This is a genomic window from Cellulomonas sp. Marseille-Q8402 (assembly GCF_965119525.1).
On record NZ_CBCPLX010000001.1, the window covers coordinates 227,145 to 242,026 of the forward strand.

Genomic DNA, 14,882 nt, shown 5'->3' on the forward strand with positions numbered 1-14,882 from the left:
CGGCACCGGCGACCTCGCGGGTGCCGGCCGGTGCAGGCCGGTAGGGCCAGGACAGCCGGACACCCCGGCACGGCGGGAGGCGCGCATGGCGGACCAGGTTCGGACGTCTGCCCCCGACACGCCGCCGGAGGCCGCCACGACCACGGGCAGCACCAGCCGCGTGCGCTCGCGCCTGGCCCGGTTCGGGCAGGGCAGGGGTCCGCAGCAGTCGCCGGTGATCGAGCCGCTGCTGCAGGCCGTCCGCACCAACCACCCGCGCGCCGACCTCGGCCTGCTCGAGCGGGCGTACGCGACGGCGGAGCGCGCCCACCGGGGGCAGCTCCGCAAGAGCGGCGACCCGTACATCACGCATCCTGTCGCGGTCGCGACCATCCTCGCCGAGATGGGCATGACCCCGCCGACGCTGGCGGCGGCGCTGCTGCACGACACGGTCGAGGACACCTCGTACTCCCTCGAGCAGCTGCGCACCGAGTACGGCCCCGAGATCGCCATGCTCGTCGACGGCGTCACCAAGCTGGACAAGGTGACCTACGGGGACGCCGCGCAGGCGGAGACCGTGCGCAAGATGGTCGTCGCGATGTCCCGGGACATCCGCGTGCTGGTCATCAAGCTCGCGGACCGGCTGCACAACGCCCGCACCTGGAAGTTCGTCCCGGCGGCGTCCGCCGAGAAGAAGGCCCGCGAGACCCTCGAGATCTACGCGCCCCTGGCGCACCGCCTCGGCATGAACACCATCAAGTGGGAGCTCGAGGACCTGTCGTTCTCGACGCTCTACCCCAAGGTCTACGACGAGATCGTGCACCTGGTGGCCGAGCGCGCGCCCGCTCGCGAGGAGTACCTGGCGGTCGTCCGCGACCAGGTCGGCGCGGACCTGCGCACCGCGAAGATCAAGGCGACGGTCACCGGCCGCCCGAAGCACTACTACTCGATCTACCAGAAGATGATCGTGCGGGGCCGCGACTTCGCCGACATCTACGACCTGGTGGGCGTGCGCGTCCTGGTCGACACGGTGCGCGACTGCTACGCGGCGCTCGGCGCCCTGCACGCGCGGTGGAACCCGGTCCCCGGCCGGTTCAAGGACTACATCGCGATGCCCAAGTTCAACCTCTACCAGTCGCTGCACACGACGGTGATCGGCCCCGGCGGCAAGCCGGTGGAGATCCAGATCCGCACGCACGACATGCACCGGCGGGCCGAGTACGGCGTCGCCGCGCACTGGAAGTACAAGGAGAACGCCAAGGGCGCCGGCGGGACCGACACCGACGGCAACGACATGGCGTGGCTGCGCCAGCTCGTCGACTGGCAGAAGGAGACCGCCGACCCGTCGGAGTTCCTGGACTCCCTGCGGTTCGAGATCGCCGACGGCGAGGTCTACGTCTTCACGCCGAAGGGCGACGTGATGGCGCTGCCCGCCGGGGCGACGCCGGTGGACTTCGCGTACGCGGTGCACACCGAGGTCGGGCACCGCACGATGGGCGCCCGGGTCAACGGCCGCCTGGTCCCGCTCGACTCGACGCTGGAGAACGGCGACGTCGTCGAGGTGTTCACCTCCAAGTCCGAGACCGCGGGCCCGTCCCGCGACTGGCTCGGCTTCGTCACCAGCCCGCGCGCCCGCAACAAGATCCGCCAGTGGTTCACCAAGGAGCGGCGCGAGGAGGCGATCGAGCACGGCAAGGACGCCATCGCCAAGGCGATGCGCAAGCAGAACCTGCCGATCCAGCGCCTGCTGTCCCACGAGTCGCTCGTCGCGCTCGCCAACGAGATGCGGTACGCCGACGTCTCCGCCCTCTACGCCGCGATCGGCGAGGGCCAGGTCTCGGCCGCCACGGTGGTGCAGCGTCTCGTGCACGCCATGGGCGGGGAGCCCGGCGCCGAGGAGGACATCGCCGAGGTCGCGCGCCCCGGGCAGACCGCCCGGCGGGTCCGCACCGGCGACCCCGGCGTCGTGGTCAAGGGCGTCGACGACATCTGGGTCAAGCTCGCCAAGTGCTGCACGCCGGTGCCGGGCGACGACATCGTCGGGTTCGTGACCCGCGGCCAGGGCGTCAGCGTCCACCGGTCCGACTGCATCAACGTCACGTCGCTGCGGGAGCAGCCCGAGCGGATGGTCGACGTCTCCTGGAGCCAGAGCAGCACGGCGCTGTTCCTGGTGCAGATCCAGGTCGAGGCGCTGGACCGCAGCCGGCTGCTGTCGGACGTCACGCGGGTGCTGTCCGACCACCACGTCAACATCCTGTCGGCGTCGGTGTCGACCTCCCGCGACCGCGTGGCCATGTCCCGGTTCGTGTTCGAGATGGCCGAGCCGTCGCACCTGGCGTCCGTGCTGTCGGCCGTGCGCAAGGTCGAGGGCGTGTTCGACGTCTACCGCATCACGGGCGCGAAGGCCGACCAGCCGGTCGTCGAGGCCTGACCGCCTCGTCGCCCGCACGGGGCACGGCGTCGAGGCGGGGGAGCAGTGCCGCGGCGGCACGCACGCCCCGGCGCCCTGCGGCCTGCGCGACGTCCGCCCGCACCTGGGCCAGGTCCAGCCCGGCCGCGCGCAGCCGGGCGAGCTGAGCCAGGGCCTGGTCGGGCGGGTCGTGGCTGAGCAGGTCGACGGCGGTGCGCCGCGGTGTCGTCACGCGCACCGCGCCCAGCACGACTACGTCCCGGTCCGCCAGGTCGGCGACCATGGAGGCGCGGCCCGGTGCCGGCTCCGGCACCCGCACGTCGCGCGGCGCGACCACCTGCACGCGGCCGGGGTCCGGTCCGCCGAGGTGCACCCAGACCGCCGAGCCGCGGCCCACGACGCAGCGCACCGGGACGAGGGGCGCCAGCGCGGCGGCGCGGAGCGCGGCGGTGGCGACGACGCGCGCCGGCAGGGCGACGTCCTCGCGGAGCCGCACCAGGTCCCCGTCGCGCAGGAGCACCTGCCAGGCGATGTCGCCGACGTCCTCGCGGCGCACCAGGGCCGTCGCGGCGGGGTCCGGAACGTCCGGCGGCGGAGGCTGGGGGGTCATCGCAGCAGGATGCCGGTCGACCCCCGCACGGGGCGAGGGGCGACCGGCATCCTGTGGACGACGCCCGGCGTGTCGGCCGGGAGGCGGGTCAGCCGCGCGAGTCCTGCGCGGCCCGCTGCACCTGCTCCAGCCAGGCCCGGCGCGCGTCGAGGGCGGCCTGCGCGTCGGCGACCTTCCGCTGGTCGCCACCGGCCTGAGCCGTGGCCAGGTCGGCCTCGAGCTGGGCGATCGCGTTCTCGAGCTGCGCCAGGGCGCCCTCGGCCCGCGCGCGGGTCTCGGGGTTGGTGCGCCGCCACTCGGCCTGGTCGGCGTCGCGGATGGTGCTCTCGACGGCACGCAGGCGGGCCTCGACGCGCTGGATGTCGCCGCGCGGGACCTTGCCGGCCGCCTCCCAGCGGTCCTGGATCGAGCGGAGCGCCGCCTTGGCCTGGCCCAGACCGCGGGACACGTCGATGGCCTCGGCCTCGACGAGCAGCGCCTCCTTCACCTCCAGGTTGGCGCCGTACTCGCGGTCGGTGGCCGCGTTCAGCTCGTCACGGGCGTGGAAGAACGTGTCCTGCGCCGCGCGGAACCGGGCCCACAGCGCGTCGTCGTCCGCCCGGCTCGCGCGCCCGGCGGCCTTCCACCGCGCCATGAGGTCGCGGTACTGGCCGGCGGTGGCGCCCCAGTCGGTGCTCGTCTGCAGGCGCTCGGCCTCGCGGACGATCTCCTCCTTGGCCGCCTTCGCTCCCGCGTTCCGCGACTCGAGCTCGGCGAAGTAGTGCCGCCGCTCCCGGTCGAACGTCGTCCGGGCGTGGCTGAACCGCTTCCAGAGCGCCTCCTCCGAGGTGCGGTCGACGCGCGGACCCGTCCGCTGCGCCTCCTTCCACTCGTCGAGCAGGGTGCGCAGCTGCTCGCCCGCGGGACGCCACTGCATGCGGGCGGGATCGGTGCCGGCGATCTTCTCGGCGCGCTCGACGATCTGCGTGCGCGCCTCGAGGGCAGCAGCCCGGGCGGCGGCCCGCTCGGCGTCCACCGCGGCGCGGCGCTCGGCCGCGGTCGCCCGCAGCCCGTCGAGCCGGGCCCGGAGCCCGTCCAGGTCGCCCACCGCGGCGGGCTCGGCCGTCTCCTCGGTCAGGCGCGCGAGCGTCTGGTCGATCTCCTTGACCGCGAGGTCGGTGGCCGTGAGGCGGGCCTCGAACAGCACCACCTTCGCCTGCAGGTCGAGGAACCGGCGCACGTACAGCGCCAGGGCCTCGTCCGGGGTGGCGCCGGGGAACTGCCCGACGGCGCGCTCGCCCGCGGCCTCGCGGACGTACACGGTGCCGTCCTCGTCGACGCGGCCGAACGCGGTCGCTGCCGCGGCCTCGGCGGAGTCGTCGGGTGCCGGCACGGGGACGGCCGGCACCGTCGGGGCGGCTGCCGCGGCGGCGGGGACGCCCGGAGCCGCCGGGGTCGGGCGCGGCCGCGGGCGCATGGCGCTGGGCAGGGGAGCGCGGGGCGCGGGGGCGGGGGTCGCGGGCGCCTCGGAGGTCGCGGGCGCATCCGGCTCGGTGGCGGCCTCATCGGCCGGCGCCTCGGTGGCGGTGCCGGCCTGCTTGTCTGCGGCCTGCTCGTCGGCGGCGGAGTCGTCGGCGGGGACGTCGGCGGGGACGGCGTCGGCGGCGGCCTCCTCCGTGGCGACCGCGTCGGAGGCGGGCTCCTGGGCGGCCTGCTCGTCGGCGGCGGGCTCCTCCGTCGCGACAGCGTCGTCGGCCTCCTCGGGGGCGGTCTCCGGCGTGACGTCCTCGGGCGCGGCCTCGACGGCCGGCTCCTCGGTGATCTCCGGAGCGGTGCCCGCGTCCTCGGGCGTCGCGGCGTCCGGCGTCGTCGTGGCCACCGCGGCCTCGTCGCTGTCGTGCGAGCGCTGCTGCTCGTCGGGGGTCTCGGTCACTGGGTCTCCACTCCCTCGATGGTGACGGGGGTGGCCGGGGTGCCGTCGGAGGCACCTCCGCTCACGCCCGCGTCAGCGACTGCCTGCACCACGTCGAGGCCCGACGTGATACGGCCGAACACGGTGTAGCCGCCGGCGTCGTCCGCCGGGATGGTCGAGTCCTCGTAGACGAGGAAGAACTGGCTCCCCATCGACTCGCCGTCGCCGCCCTGGCGCGCCATCGCGATGGTGCCCGCCGGGTAGACGTCGTCCTCGGGTGCGTTCTCGATGGGGCCGAACGCGTAGCCCGGGCTGCCGGTGCCGGTGCCCGTGGGGTCGCCGCACTGCAGCACGTAGATGCCGCTGGTGGTGAGGCGGTGGCAGTCGGTCCCGTCGAAGTAGCCCTCCTGGGCCAGGGTCACGAAGCTCGCGACGGCCTGCGGGGCGAGGTCGCCCGCGAGCTCGATGCCGATGTCGCCCTGGCTCGTGGTGAGGGTGCCGGTCCAGGTGCGGCCCTCGGCGAGCGCGGCGTCGGGGAGCACGCCGCCGTTGCCGAGTCGCTCGGCCGGGGTGGTCGCGGCCGTGGTGGCGTCCGGGGTGCTCCCGGTGCCGGCGGCGGGGTCGTCCGTGCCCGAGAGCACGATCCCGGCGGTCACGCCGACGCCCAGCACGAGCACGCCGACGACGGCGCCGGCGATCACCTGCTGGCGGCGGCGCCTGGCCCGCTTCGCGACCTGGCGCTCCTGCCACTTCTCGTACCGGCGGCGCTCGTACTCGCGCTCGCGCTTGCTGGACGGCACGCACACTCCTCGGTCTCGACTGCGGGGTCCCCCGTGCTCGGGGCGCGGAGCACCCGCGCCCGCCCGACAGTCTAGGCAGCCGGGTGGCCCACTGAGTGACCCTCCACGCCGTGCACCTGCCGTGCACCTGCGGCGGGCCGGCACCGACGTGCCCGCGGGGGCGTCCGTCCGTGCGGCTAGCGTGGCCGCGTGCGCATCCTCGGACTCACGTCGCCCGTGTTCGCCGCCGCCTGCTACGTCGTCGCCGCGGACGACGGGACCTGCGTCGTCGTCGACCCGGGGGCGGGCGTCGCGGACGCCGTGCGGAGCACGGTCGCCGAGCAGGGCCTGCGGGTGGCGGGGGTCGTCGCGACCCACGGCCACGCCGACCACGTGTGGGACGCGGGGCGGGTCGCCGCTGCCGCCGGCGTGCCGCTCCGGCTGCACGCGCGCGACGCGCACCGGCTGGCCGACCCCCTCGGGACGCTGCGCGGCGCCGGTCCGGGCGACGTCGACGCCCTCGGCGTGCGCGACGCGCTGCGGTCCGGGCTCGTCACCGCCGGGCTCGACCCCGACGCGTTCGACGCGGGCGACGTCGAGCCGTTCGGCGGCGGCGACCCCGGCGCCCGCACCGCGGACGTCGCGCTCGAGCTCGGCGGGGTCCGGCTGGTCGCCCGGCACGCGCCCGGGCACACCGAGGGGTCGACGCTGTACCTGCTCGAGGAGGGCGGGGAGCGGGTCGCGTTCACCGGGGACGTGCTGTTCGCGGGGAGCGTGGGACGGACGGACCTGCCGGGCGGCGACCCGGCCGCGATGGCCGCGACGCTCCGCGAGGTGGTCGGCGCGCTGGCTCCGGGGACGCACGTCCTGCCGGGCCACGGCCCCGCCACCCGCGTGGACGTGGAGCTGAGGACCAACCCGTACCTGGCAGGATGACGCGCATGGCACGTCCGACTCCTCTGTCCGGTTTCCCCGAGTGGCTCCCCGACGGCCGCGTGGTCGAGCAGCACGTCCTCGACACGCTGCGGCGCACCTTCGAGCTGCACGGGTTCGCCGGCATCGAGACCCGTGCGGTCGAGCCGCTGGACCAGCTGCTGCGCAAGGGGGAGACCTCCAAGGAGGTCTACGTCCTGCGCCGGCTGCAGGAGGAGGGAGAGGGCGGCACCGACCGCTCGGGCCAGCTCGGCCTGCACTTCGACCTCACGGTGCCGTTCGCGCGCTACGTGCTCGAGAACGCCGGTCACCTCGCGTTCCCCTTCCAGCGCTACCAGATCCAGAAGGTCTGGCGGGGCGAGCGGCCGCAGGACGGCCGGTTCCGCGAGTTCGTCCAGGCGGACATCGACGTGGTCGGGGCCGGCGACCTGCCGTACCACTACGAGGTCGACCTGCCGCTCGTGATGGCCGAGGCGCTCGGGGCCCTGCAGGAGATCGGCGTGCCGCCGGTGCGCATCCTCGTGAACAACCGCCGGGTCGCCGAGGGCTTCTACCGCGGCCTCGGGCTGACGGACGTCGACGCGGTGCTCCGCAGCATCGACAAGCTGGACAAGGTCGGCGCCGACCGGGTCGCGGACCTGCTCGTCGCCGAGGCGGGCGCGACGCCGGAGCAGGCGCGGGCCTGCCTCGCGCTGGCGGCGATCAGCGGCGGCGACGCCGGCGTCGTGGACCGCGTGCGGGAGCTCGCCGCCACCCACGGGGTCGAGTCCGAGCTCATGGAGCAGGGGCTGGCAGAGCTGCGCCAGCTGGTGGAGGCCGCCGCCGTGCGCGCCCCGGGCGTCGTGGTCGCGGACCTCAAGATCGCGCGCGGGCTCGACTACTACACCGGCTCCGTCTACGAGACGGTGCTGGTGGGGCACGAGCAGCTCGGCTCCATCTGCTCCGGCGGCCGGTACGACACCCTGGCGTCCGACGGCAAGCAGACCTACCCGGGCGTCGGGCTGTCCATCGGGGTCTCGCGGCTGGTGTCCCGTCTGCTGACCGGCGGGCTGGTGCGGGCGACCCGCGGCGTGCCCGCGGCCGTGCTGGTCGCCGTCACCGACGAGCAGACCCGCCCGGCCTCGGACGCGGTCGCCTCCGCTCTGCGCGCACGGGGCGTGCCTGTCGAGGTCGCGCCGACCGCCGCCAAGTTCGGCAAGCAGATCAAGCACGCCGACCGGCGCGGGATCCCGTACGTCTGGTTCCCCGCGTCGGAGGACGGCGCGGCGGACCAGGTGAAGGACATCCGCTCGGGGTCGCAGGTGGACGCCGACGCCGCGACGTGGGCGCCGCCGGCCGAGGACCTGCACCCTCGCGTGGTGCCGGCGGGGTCCTGACCCGCCCTCAGGCGAGCGCCGCGACGCCGGCGTTGAGCGTCGTCGCGTACAGGACCCAGACCAGGTACGGCCCGAGCAGCCACGCCACCCACGGCGTCAGCCGGTGGAACGCCACGATCGTCGCCACCAGCGCCACCTCGAGCGCGAGGATGATCGCCAGCCCCGCGCCGAGCTGCTCGGCGCCGAAGAAGACGGGCGTCCACGCGGCGTTCAGCGCGAGCTGCACGCCGTAGAGCACCAGGGCGGTCCGTGCGGCGCGGGCGCCGTGCCGCCGCCAGATCAGCCAGGCGGCGACGGCCATGACCACGTAGAGCACCGTCCACACCGGGCCGAACACCCAGTTCGGCGGGGTCCACGCCGGCTTCTCGGCGTCGGCGTACCAGCCGTCGACGCCCGACGTCGACGCGAGGCTGCCGCCGAAGGCCACCGCGGCGTTCACGAGGAGCAGCAGGACGAGCACGGGCCAGGCGCGCGACGCGGACGCGCCACGCTGGTCCGGGGTGCGAGCGGTCGAGGGCGGGGCCGCCGGGGCCGGGTGCGCGGACGTCATGCCTCCACGGTCCGACGGCCCGGGCCGTCCGGCAACCGGGAGGCCAGCATGCTGAGCACCGCCACGGGCGCCGAGAGCAGGGCGCTTGCCTCCGCGTCGAACACGTGTTCGAATCGACCCATGCGGTGGGACGGGCAGAAGATCGCGGCGGAGGCGGCAGCAGCGCTGCCCGGACTCGCCCTGGCAGGGCACCAGCGCTCGGTCCGGACGCCCGAGTTCGCCGGCGTGACGTTCCACGAGGTGCACGCGAAGTCCGCGCTGAACAAGGTGCCGGAGGCGTCCTCGATGCCGGTCCGCTGGACCGTGAACCCGATGCGCGGGTGCCTGCACGCCTGCACCTACTGCTTCGCCCGGCCGACGCACGAGTACCTCGGGCTCGGCCCGGACGAGGACTTCCAGACCCAGATCGTGGTCAAGACCAACGTGGTCGACGTGCTGACGGCGGAGCTGCACCGGCCGTCGTGGCGCCGCGAGCACGTCGCGCTCGGGACCAACACCGACCCGTACCAGCGCGCCGAGGGCCGCTACGCGCTCATGCCGGGGATCATCGGGGCGCTGGCGGACTCCGGGACGCCGATCTCGCTGCTCACCAAGGGCACGCTGCTGCGCCGGGACATCCCCCTGCTGACCGAGGCGGCGACGCAGGTGGGCGTCGGCGTGGCGGTCTCGCTCGCGATCGGCGACGAGGACCTGCAGCAGGTGATGGAGCCCGGCACGCCGACGCCCCGGGCCCGGCTCGCGCTGATCCGGGCGGTCCGGGACGCGGGCCTGGAGTGCGGCGTGCTGGTGGCGCCCGTGATGCCGTGGCTGACGGACTCGACCGCGCACCTCGACGGCCTGCTCCGCGACCTCGCCGAGGCGGGCGCGTCCTGGGTGACCGTCATCCCGCTGCACCTGCGCGGGCCCGTGCGCCCGCTGATGCTCTCCTGGCTGGCCGAGCACCGCCCGGACCTCGTGCCGCACTACCGCCGGCTGTACGCGCGGGGCGCCTACGTGCCCGAGGAGTACGCGCGGTGGCTGCGGGAGCGCGTGCGTCCGCTGCGCCGCCGGTACGGGCTGCACGGGCCGACCGCGACGCCCGCCGACGGCTCGCCGCCGTCGGCCTCGCCGTGGCGCGTGCGGCCGGACGGCCGGGTCGCGGCGGAGACGCCGGCGGGGGTGCTGGCCGGGGTGGTGCAGCCGGCGCTCTTCTGAGCCCGTGCTGTCCTGAGCCGCCGGCGGAGGCGACGGCCGCGGGTCCGGCCGCAGTAGACTCGCCGGGCTGCTCCGAGCAGCGCCCCACCACCTGAGAGGACTCCTCGTGCTGCGCACCCACACCGCCGGCTCGCTGCGGGCCGAGCACATCGGCACCACCGTCACCCTGACCGGGTGGGTGGATCGCCGGCGCGATCACGGTGGGGTGGCGTTCGTCGACCTGCGGGACGCCTCGGGCATCGCCCAGGTCGTCATCCGCGACGAGGCCGTCGCGCACGGCCTGCGCGCCGAGTACGTGCTGCAGGTGACCGGCCAGGTCGGCCGCCGGCCCGCGGGCAACGAGAACACGCACCTGGCCACGGGCGAGGTCGAGCTCGTCGCCGAGCAGGTCGTCGTGCTCAACGAGTCCGCGCCGCTGCCGTTCCAGGTGTCCTCGTCGCTCGACGAGCCCGTCGGCGAGGAGGCGCGCCTGCGTCACCGCTACCTCGACCTGCGTCGCCCCGAGCCCGCCAAGGCGATGCGCCTGCGGGCCAAGGCCAACCAGGCCGCGCGCCGCGTGCTCGACGCCCAGGACTTCGTCGAGGTCGAGACCCCGACGCTGACCCGGTCGACCCCCGAGGGCGCCCGCGACTTCGTCGTCCCGGCCCGCCTGGCCCCCGGCTCCTGGTACGCCCTGCCGCAGTCGCCGCAGCTGTTCAAGCAGCTGCTCATGGTCGGCGGCCTGGAGCGCTACTACCAGATCGCCCGCTGCTACCGGGACGAGGACTTCCGCGCCGACCGGCAGCCGGAGTTCACGCAGCTCGACGTCGAGATGTCCTTCGTCGACCAGGAGGACGTGATCGCGCTCGGCGAGCAGATCCTGCGCGCGCTCTGGGACCTGATCGGCTACGAGATCAGCACGCCGATCCCGCGGATGACCTACGCCGACGCCATGGCGCGGTTCGGCACCGACAAGCCCGACCTGCGGTTCGGGCTCGAGCTGGTCGAGCTGACCTCCTTCTTCGCCGACACGCCGTTCCGCGTGTTCCAGGCGCCGTACGTCGGGGCCGTCGTCCAGCCCGGTGGCGCCGCCACCCCGCGCCGGGGCTTCGACGCCTGGCAGGAGTGGGCCAAGCAGCGCGGCGCCAAGGGCCTCGCCTACGTCACCGTGGCCGAGGACGGGACGCTCGCCGGCCCGGTCGCCAAGAACATCTCCGAGGCCGAGCGCGAGGGCCTGGTCGCCGCCGTCGGTGCGCAGCCGGGCGACGCGGTCTTCTTCGCCGCGGGCAAGCCGTCCGAGGCCCGCGCGCTGCTCGGCGCCGCCCGCCTGGAGATCGGCCGCCGCGGCGAGCTGATCGACGAGTCGGCGTGGGCGTTCGTCTGGGTCGTCGACGCGCCGCTGTTCAAGCCCACGGGCGAGGACGACGACGTCGCCGTCGGCGAGGGCGCCTGGACCGCCGTCCACCACGCCTTCACGTCCCCGACGCCGGAGTGGATCGACCGCTTCGAGGAGGACCCGGGCGAGGCGCTGGCCTACGCCTACGACATCGTCTGCAACGGCAACGAGATCGGCGGCGGGTCCATCCGTATCCACCGCCGCGACGTCCAGGAGCGCGTGTTCGCGGTCATGGGCATCGGCGAGGCGGAGGCGCAGGAGAAGTTCGGCTTCCTGCTCGACGCCTTCCAGTTCGGCGCCCCGCCGCACGGCGGGATCGCGTTCGGCTGGGACCGCATCGTCGCCCTGCTGACCGGCTCCGAGTCGATCCGCGACGTCATCGCGTTCCCGAAGTCCGGCGGCGGCTACGACCCGCTGACCGGTGCCCCGGCCCCCATCACGGTGCAGCAGCGCCGCGAGGCCGGCGTCGACGCCAAGCCGAAGGCGACCGACGTCGCCCCGAAGGCCGCCACGGCGGAGACCCCGGTCGCGGACGCCGCCGCACCCGCCCAGCAGTGACCCCGGCCGCCGACGAGGCGGCTGCCGGGACGAGGTCGTCCGCCCACCCCGTGCTTCCCGCGCGGTGGGCGGACGACCCGTTCCTGCTCGACGAGCGGCGCTGGTGGCGTCCCGTGCACGTGCGCTCCGACGGCGACGCGATGCTGCTCGTGCAGCGGTCGACCTCCGCGGACGCCACGATGCTGGTCGCCGTCGGGCCGGCCGAGCCGGTCGCCGGGCTGCTGCGCGCCCACGACGACGCGGGGCACCGGTTCGCGTGGGTCGACACGGCCGCGCTCGGCCTCCTGCGCCGCGCCGACGTCGACCGGTTCGGGCTGACCCCGAACCGCACGGGCTGGGAGTGGATGGTGCACGGAGCACGCGCCCGCTCCCGTCGCCGGCGAGGCGCACGTCCGCGAGCTCGACCCGGTGGCGCACGCCGACGCGATCCGCGCCTGCCTCGTGGAGGCCAACCCGACCACCGACGCCGACCCGGCCGCTCCCGGCGAGCGCTGGTGGGGCGTCCTCGCGGGCGACGGCCGCGGGCATCTGGGCGGTGTCATCGGCGCCGGCCCGCGGGCCGGACGACCCGGGGGTCGGGGCTCCGCGCACCTGCACGGGCTCGGCGTCCGGCCGGGGGAGCGCGGCCGCGGCCTCGGTGCCGCGCTCACTGCCGCGGCCGTCCGCGCGCTGCTCGCCGACGGCTCCGACTGGGTGTCCCTCGGCATGTGGGACGACAACGACGGCGCGCGCCGGATCTACCACCGGCTGGGCCTGCGCACGCACCACCGCCTGACCACGCTCCGGCGCGGCTGACCCGGGCGCGCGCTCGACGGGCGCGCGCCTGCGGACGTCCCGCCGAGCGCGCGGCGCGCCGAGCGGGCACCCACAGGACACGCACCGGACGCGTCGCGTGCCCGCTCGACGATCGGGCCCGCCGAGCCGCGCGGTCGGGCCACCCGGGTCAGTGGGTGATCGCGAGGCGCTCGTGCAGGCGGCGCAGCGGCGCCGGGGCCCACCAGTTGGCCTCGCTCAGCACGGTCATCGTCGCCGGCACCAGCAGGAGCCGGACCAGCGTGGCGTCGATCAGCACGGCGACCGCCAGCGAGAACCCGACCTCCTTGATCACCAGCAGCTCGCCGGCGACGAAGCCCGCGAACACCGCGATGATGATCGCCGCGGCGGAGGTGATGACCCGGCCCGAGCGCTGCAGGCCCAGGCGGACGGCCCTGTCGTTGGGCACGCCGGCGTCGTGCAGCTCCTTGATCCGGGACAGCAGGAACACCTCGTAGTCCATCGCCAGCCCGAACGCGAAGGCGATCACCAGGGCGACGACGTAGGTCTCGATGCCGCCGGTGCTCTCGAACCCGAGCAGGCCCGACAGGTGGCCGTCCTGGAACACCCAGACCAGCACGCCGAGCGACGCGCACAGCGACACGACGTTGGTGAGCAGCGCCTTGATCGGCACCACCACGGAGCCGGTCATGAGGAACAGCAGGACGAGCGTCGCGACGGCGACGATGCCGAGCGCCCAGGGCGCGCGGTCGAGCAGCGCGTCGGTGAAGTCGATCTGGTTGGCCGCCTGACCGCCGACGAAGGCCTCGAACGGCAGGTCGAGGTCGCGCAGCCCGTGCACGACGTCCTGCGCCTCGGCCCCGCCGGGGTCGGTGCCCTCGGGCCGCACGCCGATGACGACCACCGAGTCGCGGGCCACCGGGGCGTCGACGGACGCGACGCCGTCGAGGGCCTCGATCGCCGGGACGGCGGCCTGGGCGTCCGCGACGCTCGTCTGCGCGACGACCTGCACCGCCGGCGAGGAGGAGGCGGGGTACTGCTCGGCGAGCACCGCCACGAACTCGCGCTGCGGGCTGGACAGCGGCAGCAGCTCCGTCGTGGAGTTCCGGAGCTGGAGGTGCAGCAGCGGCGCGGCGAGCACGAGCAGGACGGCGAGCGTGCCGCCCATCACCCACCACGGCCGGCGCTGGACGCGCTCCGCGAGGCGGGAGAACACGCCCTCCTCGGCGTCGACGTCGGCGGTGCGCGCGAGCACGCGCCGCAGCCCCGGCACCCGCGAGAGCAGGCTCGGCCCGGCGAGGCGCCGCCCGGCCAGCACCAGCAGCGCGGGCACCAGCGTCAGCGCCGTCGCGACCGCGAACACGATGACGGCCACCGACCCGGCGCCGAACGCCCGCAGGATGTCCTGCCGGAACACGAGCAGGCCCGCGATCGAGATCGCCACGGTGAGCGCGGAGAACGCGACCGTGCGGCCCGCCGTCGACATCGTGGTGAGCAGCGCGGACACCACCGCGCCGTCGCCGCGGCGGCGGCGGGAGGACCGGCCCTCGTCGTCGCCGAGCGTGCGGCCCAGCTCCTCCCGGAACCGCGACACGATGAGCAGCCCGTAGTCGATGGACAGGCCCAGGCCGAGCACGGTGACGACGTTCACCACCGAGGACTCGAGGTCGTCCATCAGGTACGACAGGCCGACCAGCGCGCCGAGCCCGCCGGCGATCGACGCGACCGCGCCGACCATCGGCATCGCGGCGGCCAGGAAGCCGCCGAACACCAGCACCATGATCAGCAGGGCCACCGGCAGCGCGATCGCCTCGCCGGTGGTCAGGTCCTGCTCGACCTGGTCCGTGATCGCGGAGACGATGAGCGAGCCGCCGCCGACCAGGCCGGTCGCGTCCGGCGCCACCTCGGTCAACGCGCCCGGCACGGCCTCCAGGCGCTGCTCCAGCTCCGCCAGCGCGGCCGACCGGGCGTCCTCGTCGAGCGCCGGGTCGAGGTCCGCGACCAGCAGGAAGCCGGTGCCGTCCTGGGCGAGCAGGGGCGCCGCCGCGGGGTTCGCGACGCCTTCGGGGAGCACGAACGGGTCGATCACCGAGACCACGCCGTCGACGGCTGCCACGTCCTCGCGTGCCGGGGCCAGCGCCTCGGCGAGGCCCGGGGCGGCGGGGTCGACGTCCTGGACCAGCAGGCTGAGCGAGGCGCCGGACTCGTCGGTGGACGTCAGCAGCTCGGCGGCACGGGCGCTGTCGGACCCCGGGACGACGGGCTGGCCGGTCGTCAGGCGGTCGAAGAGGTTCTGGCCACCGACGCCGACGAGCGCCAGGAAGAAGCAGGCCACGGCGACCACGGCCCAGACGAGCACCGTGAGGCGGGGGTGGCGGGCGACCAGGCGACCGAGGCTCTCGAACACGCGGGTCAGCATCGCAGGCCGCGGGGTCCGCGCGCACCACGGGCGC

At 75.2% G+C, this 14,882-nt stretch carries 11 protein-coding genes; 6 read left to right on the forward strand and 5 right to left on the reverse strand.

Annotation, left to right across the window (positions count from 1 at the left end; translation table 11 throughout):
* The first annotated feature begins 85 nt into the window (after positions 1-85).
* Positions 86-2,410, forward strand: coding sequence for a RelA/SpoT family protein (locus ACWPWW_RS01065; protein WP_454048496.1), 2,325 nt, complete (start codon positions 86-88; stop codon positions 2,408-2,410).
* Here ACWPWW_RS01065 and ACWPWW_RS01070 read toward each other — a convergent pair.
* From ACWPWW_RS01070 to ACWPWW_RS01080, 3 genes are all read right to left on the reverse strand, one after another.
* Complete coding sequence (locus tag ACWPWW_RS01070; protein WP_454048497.1) at positions 2,370-2,999, reverse strand: hypothetical protein; 630 nt, start codon at positions 2,997-2,999, stop codon at positions 2,370-2,372. The genes ACWPWW_RS01065 and ACWPWW_RS01070 overlap by 41 nt on opposite strands.
* Positions 3,000-3,087: 88 nt before the next feature.
* Complete coding sequence (locus ACWPWW_RS01075; RefSeq protein ID WP_454048498.1) at positions 3,088-4,911, reverse strand: DUF349 domain-containing protein; 1,824 nt, start codon at positions 4,909-4,911, stop codon at positions 3,088-3,090.
* Positions 4,908-5,690: a peptidylprolyl isomerase gene (locus ACWPWW_RS01080; protein ID WP_454048499.1), complete on the reverse strand. Its 783-nt coding sequence runs from the start codon at positions 5,688-5,690 to the stop codon at positions 4,908-4,910. Before ACWPWW_RS01080 ends, ACWPWW_RS01075 begins: the two co-directional genes overlap by 4 nt.
* 189 nt (positions 5,691-5,879) lie before the next feature.
* Between ACWPWW_RS01080 and ACWPWW_RS01085 the strand changes: the two genes are divergently transcribed.
* Entirely contained in the window at positions 5,880-6,605 is a 726-nt protein-coding gene (locus tag ACWPWW_RS01085; protein WP_454048500.1) for an MBL fold metallo-hydrolase, read from the forward strand.
* Between the two features lie 5 nt (positions 6,606-6,610).
* On the forward strand, positions 6,611-7,978 hold the full coding sequence (gene hisS, locus ACWPWW_RS01090) for a histidine--tRNA ligase (protein ID WP_454048501.1): 1,368 nt from the start codon (positions 6,611-6,613) through the stop codon (positions 7,976-7,978).
* 7 nt (positions 7,979-7,985) lie between these two features.
* Here hisS and ACWPWW_RS01095 read toward each other — a convergent pair whose 3' ends face one another.
* Complete coding sequence (locus tag ACWPWW_RS01095; RefSeq protein ID WP_454048502.1) at positions 7,986-8,528, reverse strand: TspO/MBR family protein; 543 nt, start codon at positions 8,526-8,528, stop codon at positions 7,986-7,988.
* A 120-nt stretch (positions 8,529-8,648) separates the two neighbouring features.
* On the opposite strand from ACWPWW_RS01095, the gene ACWPWW_RS01100 reads away from it, so the two are divergent.
* From ACWPWW_RS01100 to ACWPWW_RS01110, 3 genes are all read left to right on the forward strand, one after another.
* Positions 8,649-9,722 (forward strand): Rv2578c family radical SAM protein, encoded by a 1,074-nt coding sequence (locus tag ACWPWW_RS01100; protein WP_454048503.1) that lies wholly within the window; start codon positions 8,649-8,651, stop codon positions 9,720-9,722.
* Between the two features lie 106 nt (positions 9,723-9,828).
* Positions 9,829-11,655, forward strand: a complete 1,827-nt coding sequence (gene aspS, locus ACWPWW_RS01105; RefSeq protein ID WP_454048504.1) for an aspartate--tRNA ligase — start codon at positions 9,829-9,831, stop codon at positions 11,653-11,655.
* Between the two features lie 408 nt (positions 11,656-12,063).
* Positions 12,064-12,450: a GNAT family N-acetyltransferase gene (locus ACWPWW_RS01110; protein ID WP_454048505.1), complete on the forward strand. Its 387-nt coding sequence runs from the start codon at positions 12,064-12,066 to the stop codon at positions 12,448-12,450.
* A gap of 148 nt (positions 12,451-12,598) precedes the next feature.
* Here ACWPWW_RS01110 and ACWPWW_RS01115 read toward each other — a convergent pair whose 3' ends face one another.
* Positions 12,599-14,848, reverse strand: coding sequence for an MMPL family transporter (locus tag ACWPWW_RS01115; protein ID WP_454048506.1), 2,250 nt, complete (start codon positions 14,846-14,848; stop codon positions 12,599-12,601).
* Positions 14,849-14,882 lie beyond the last annotated feature (34 nt).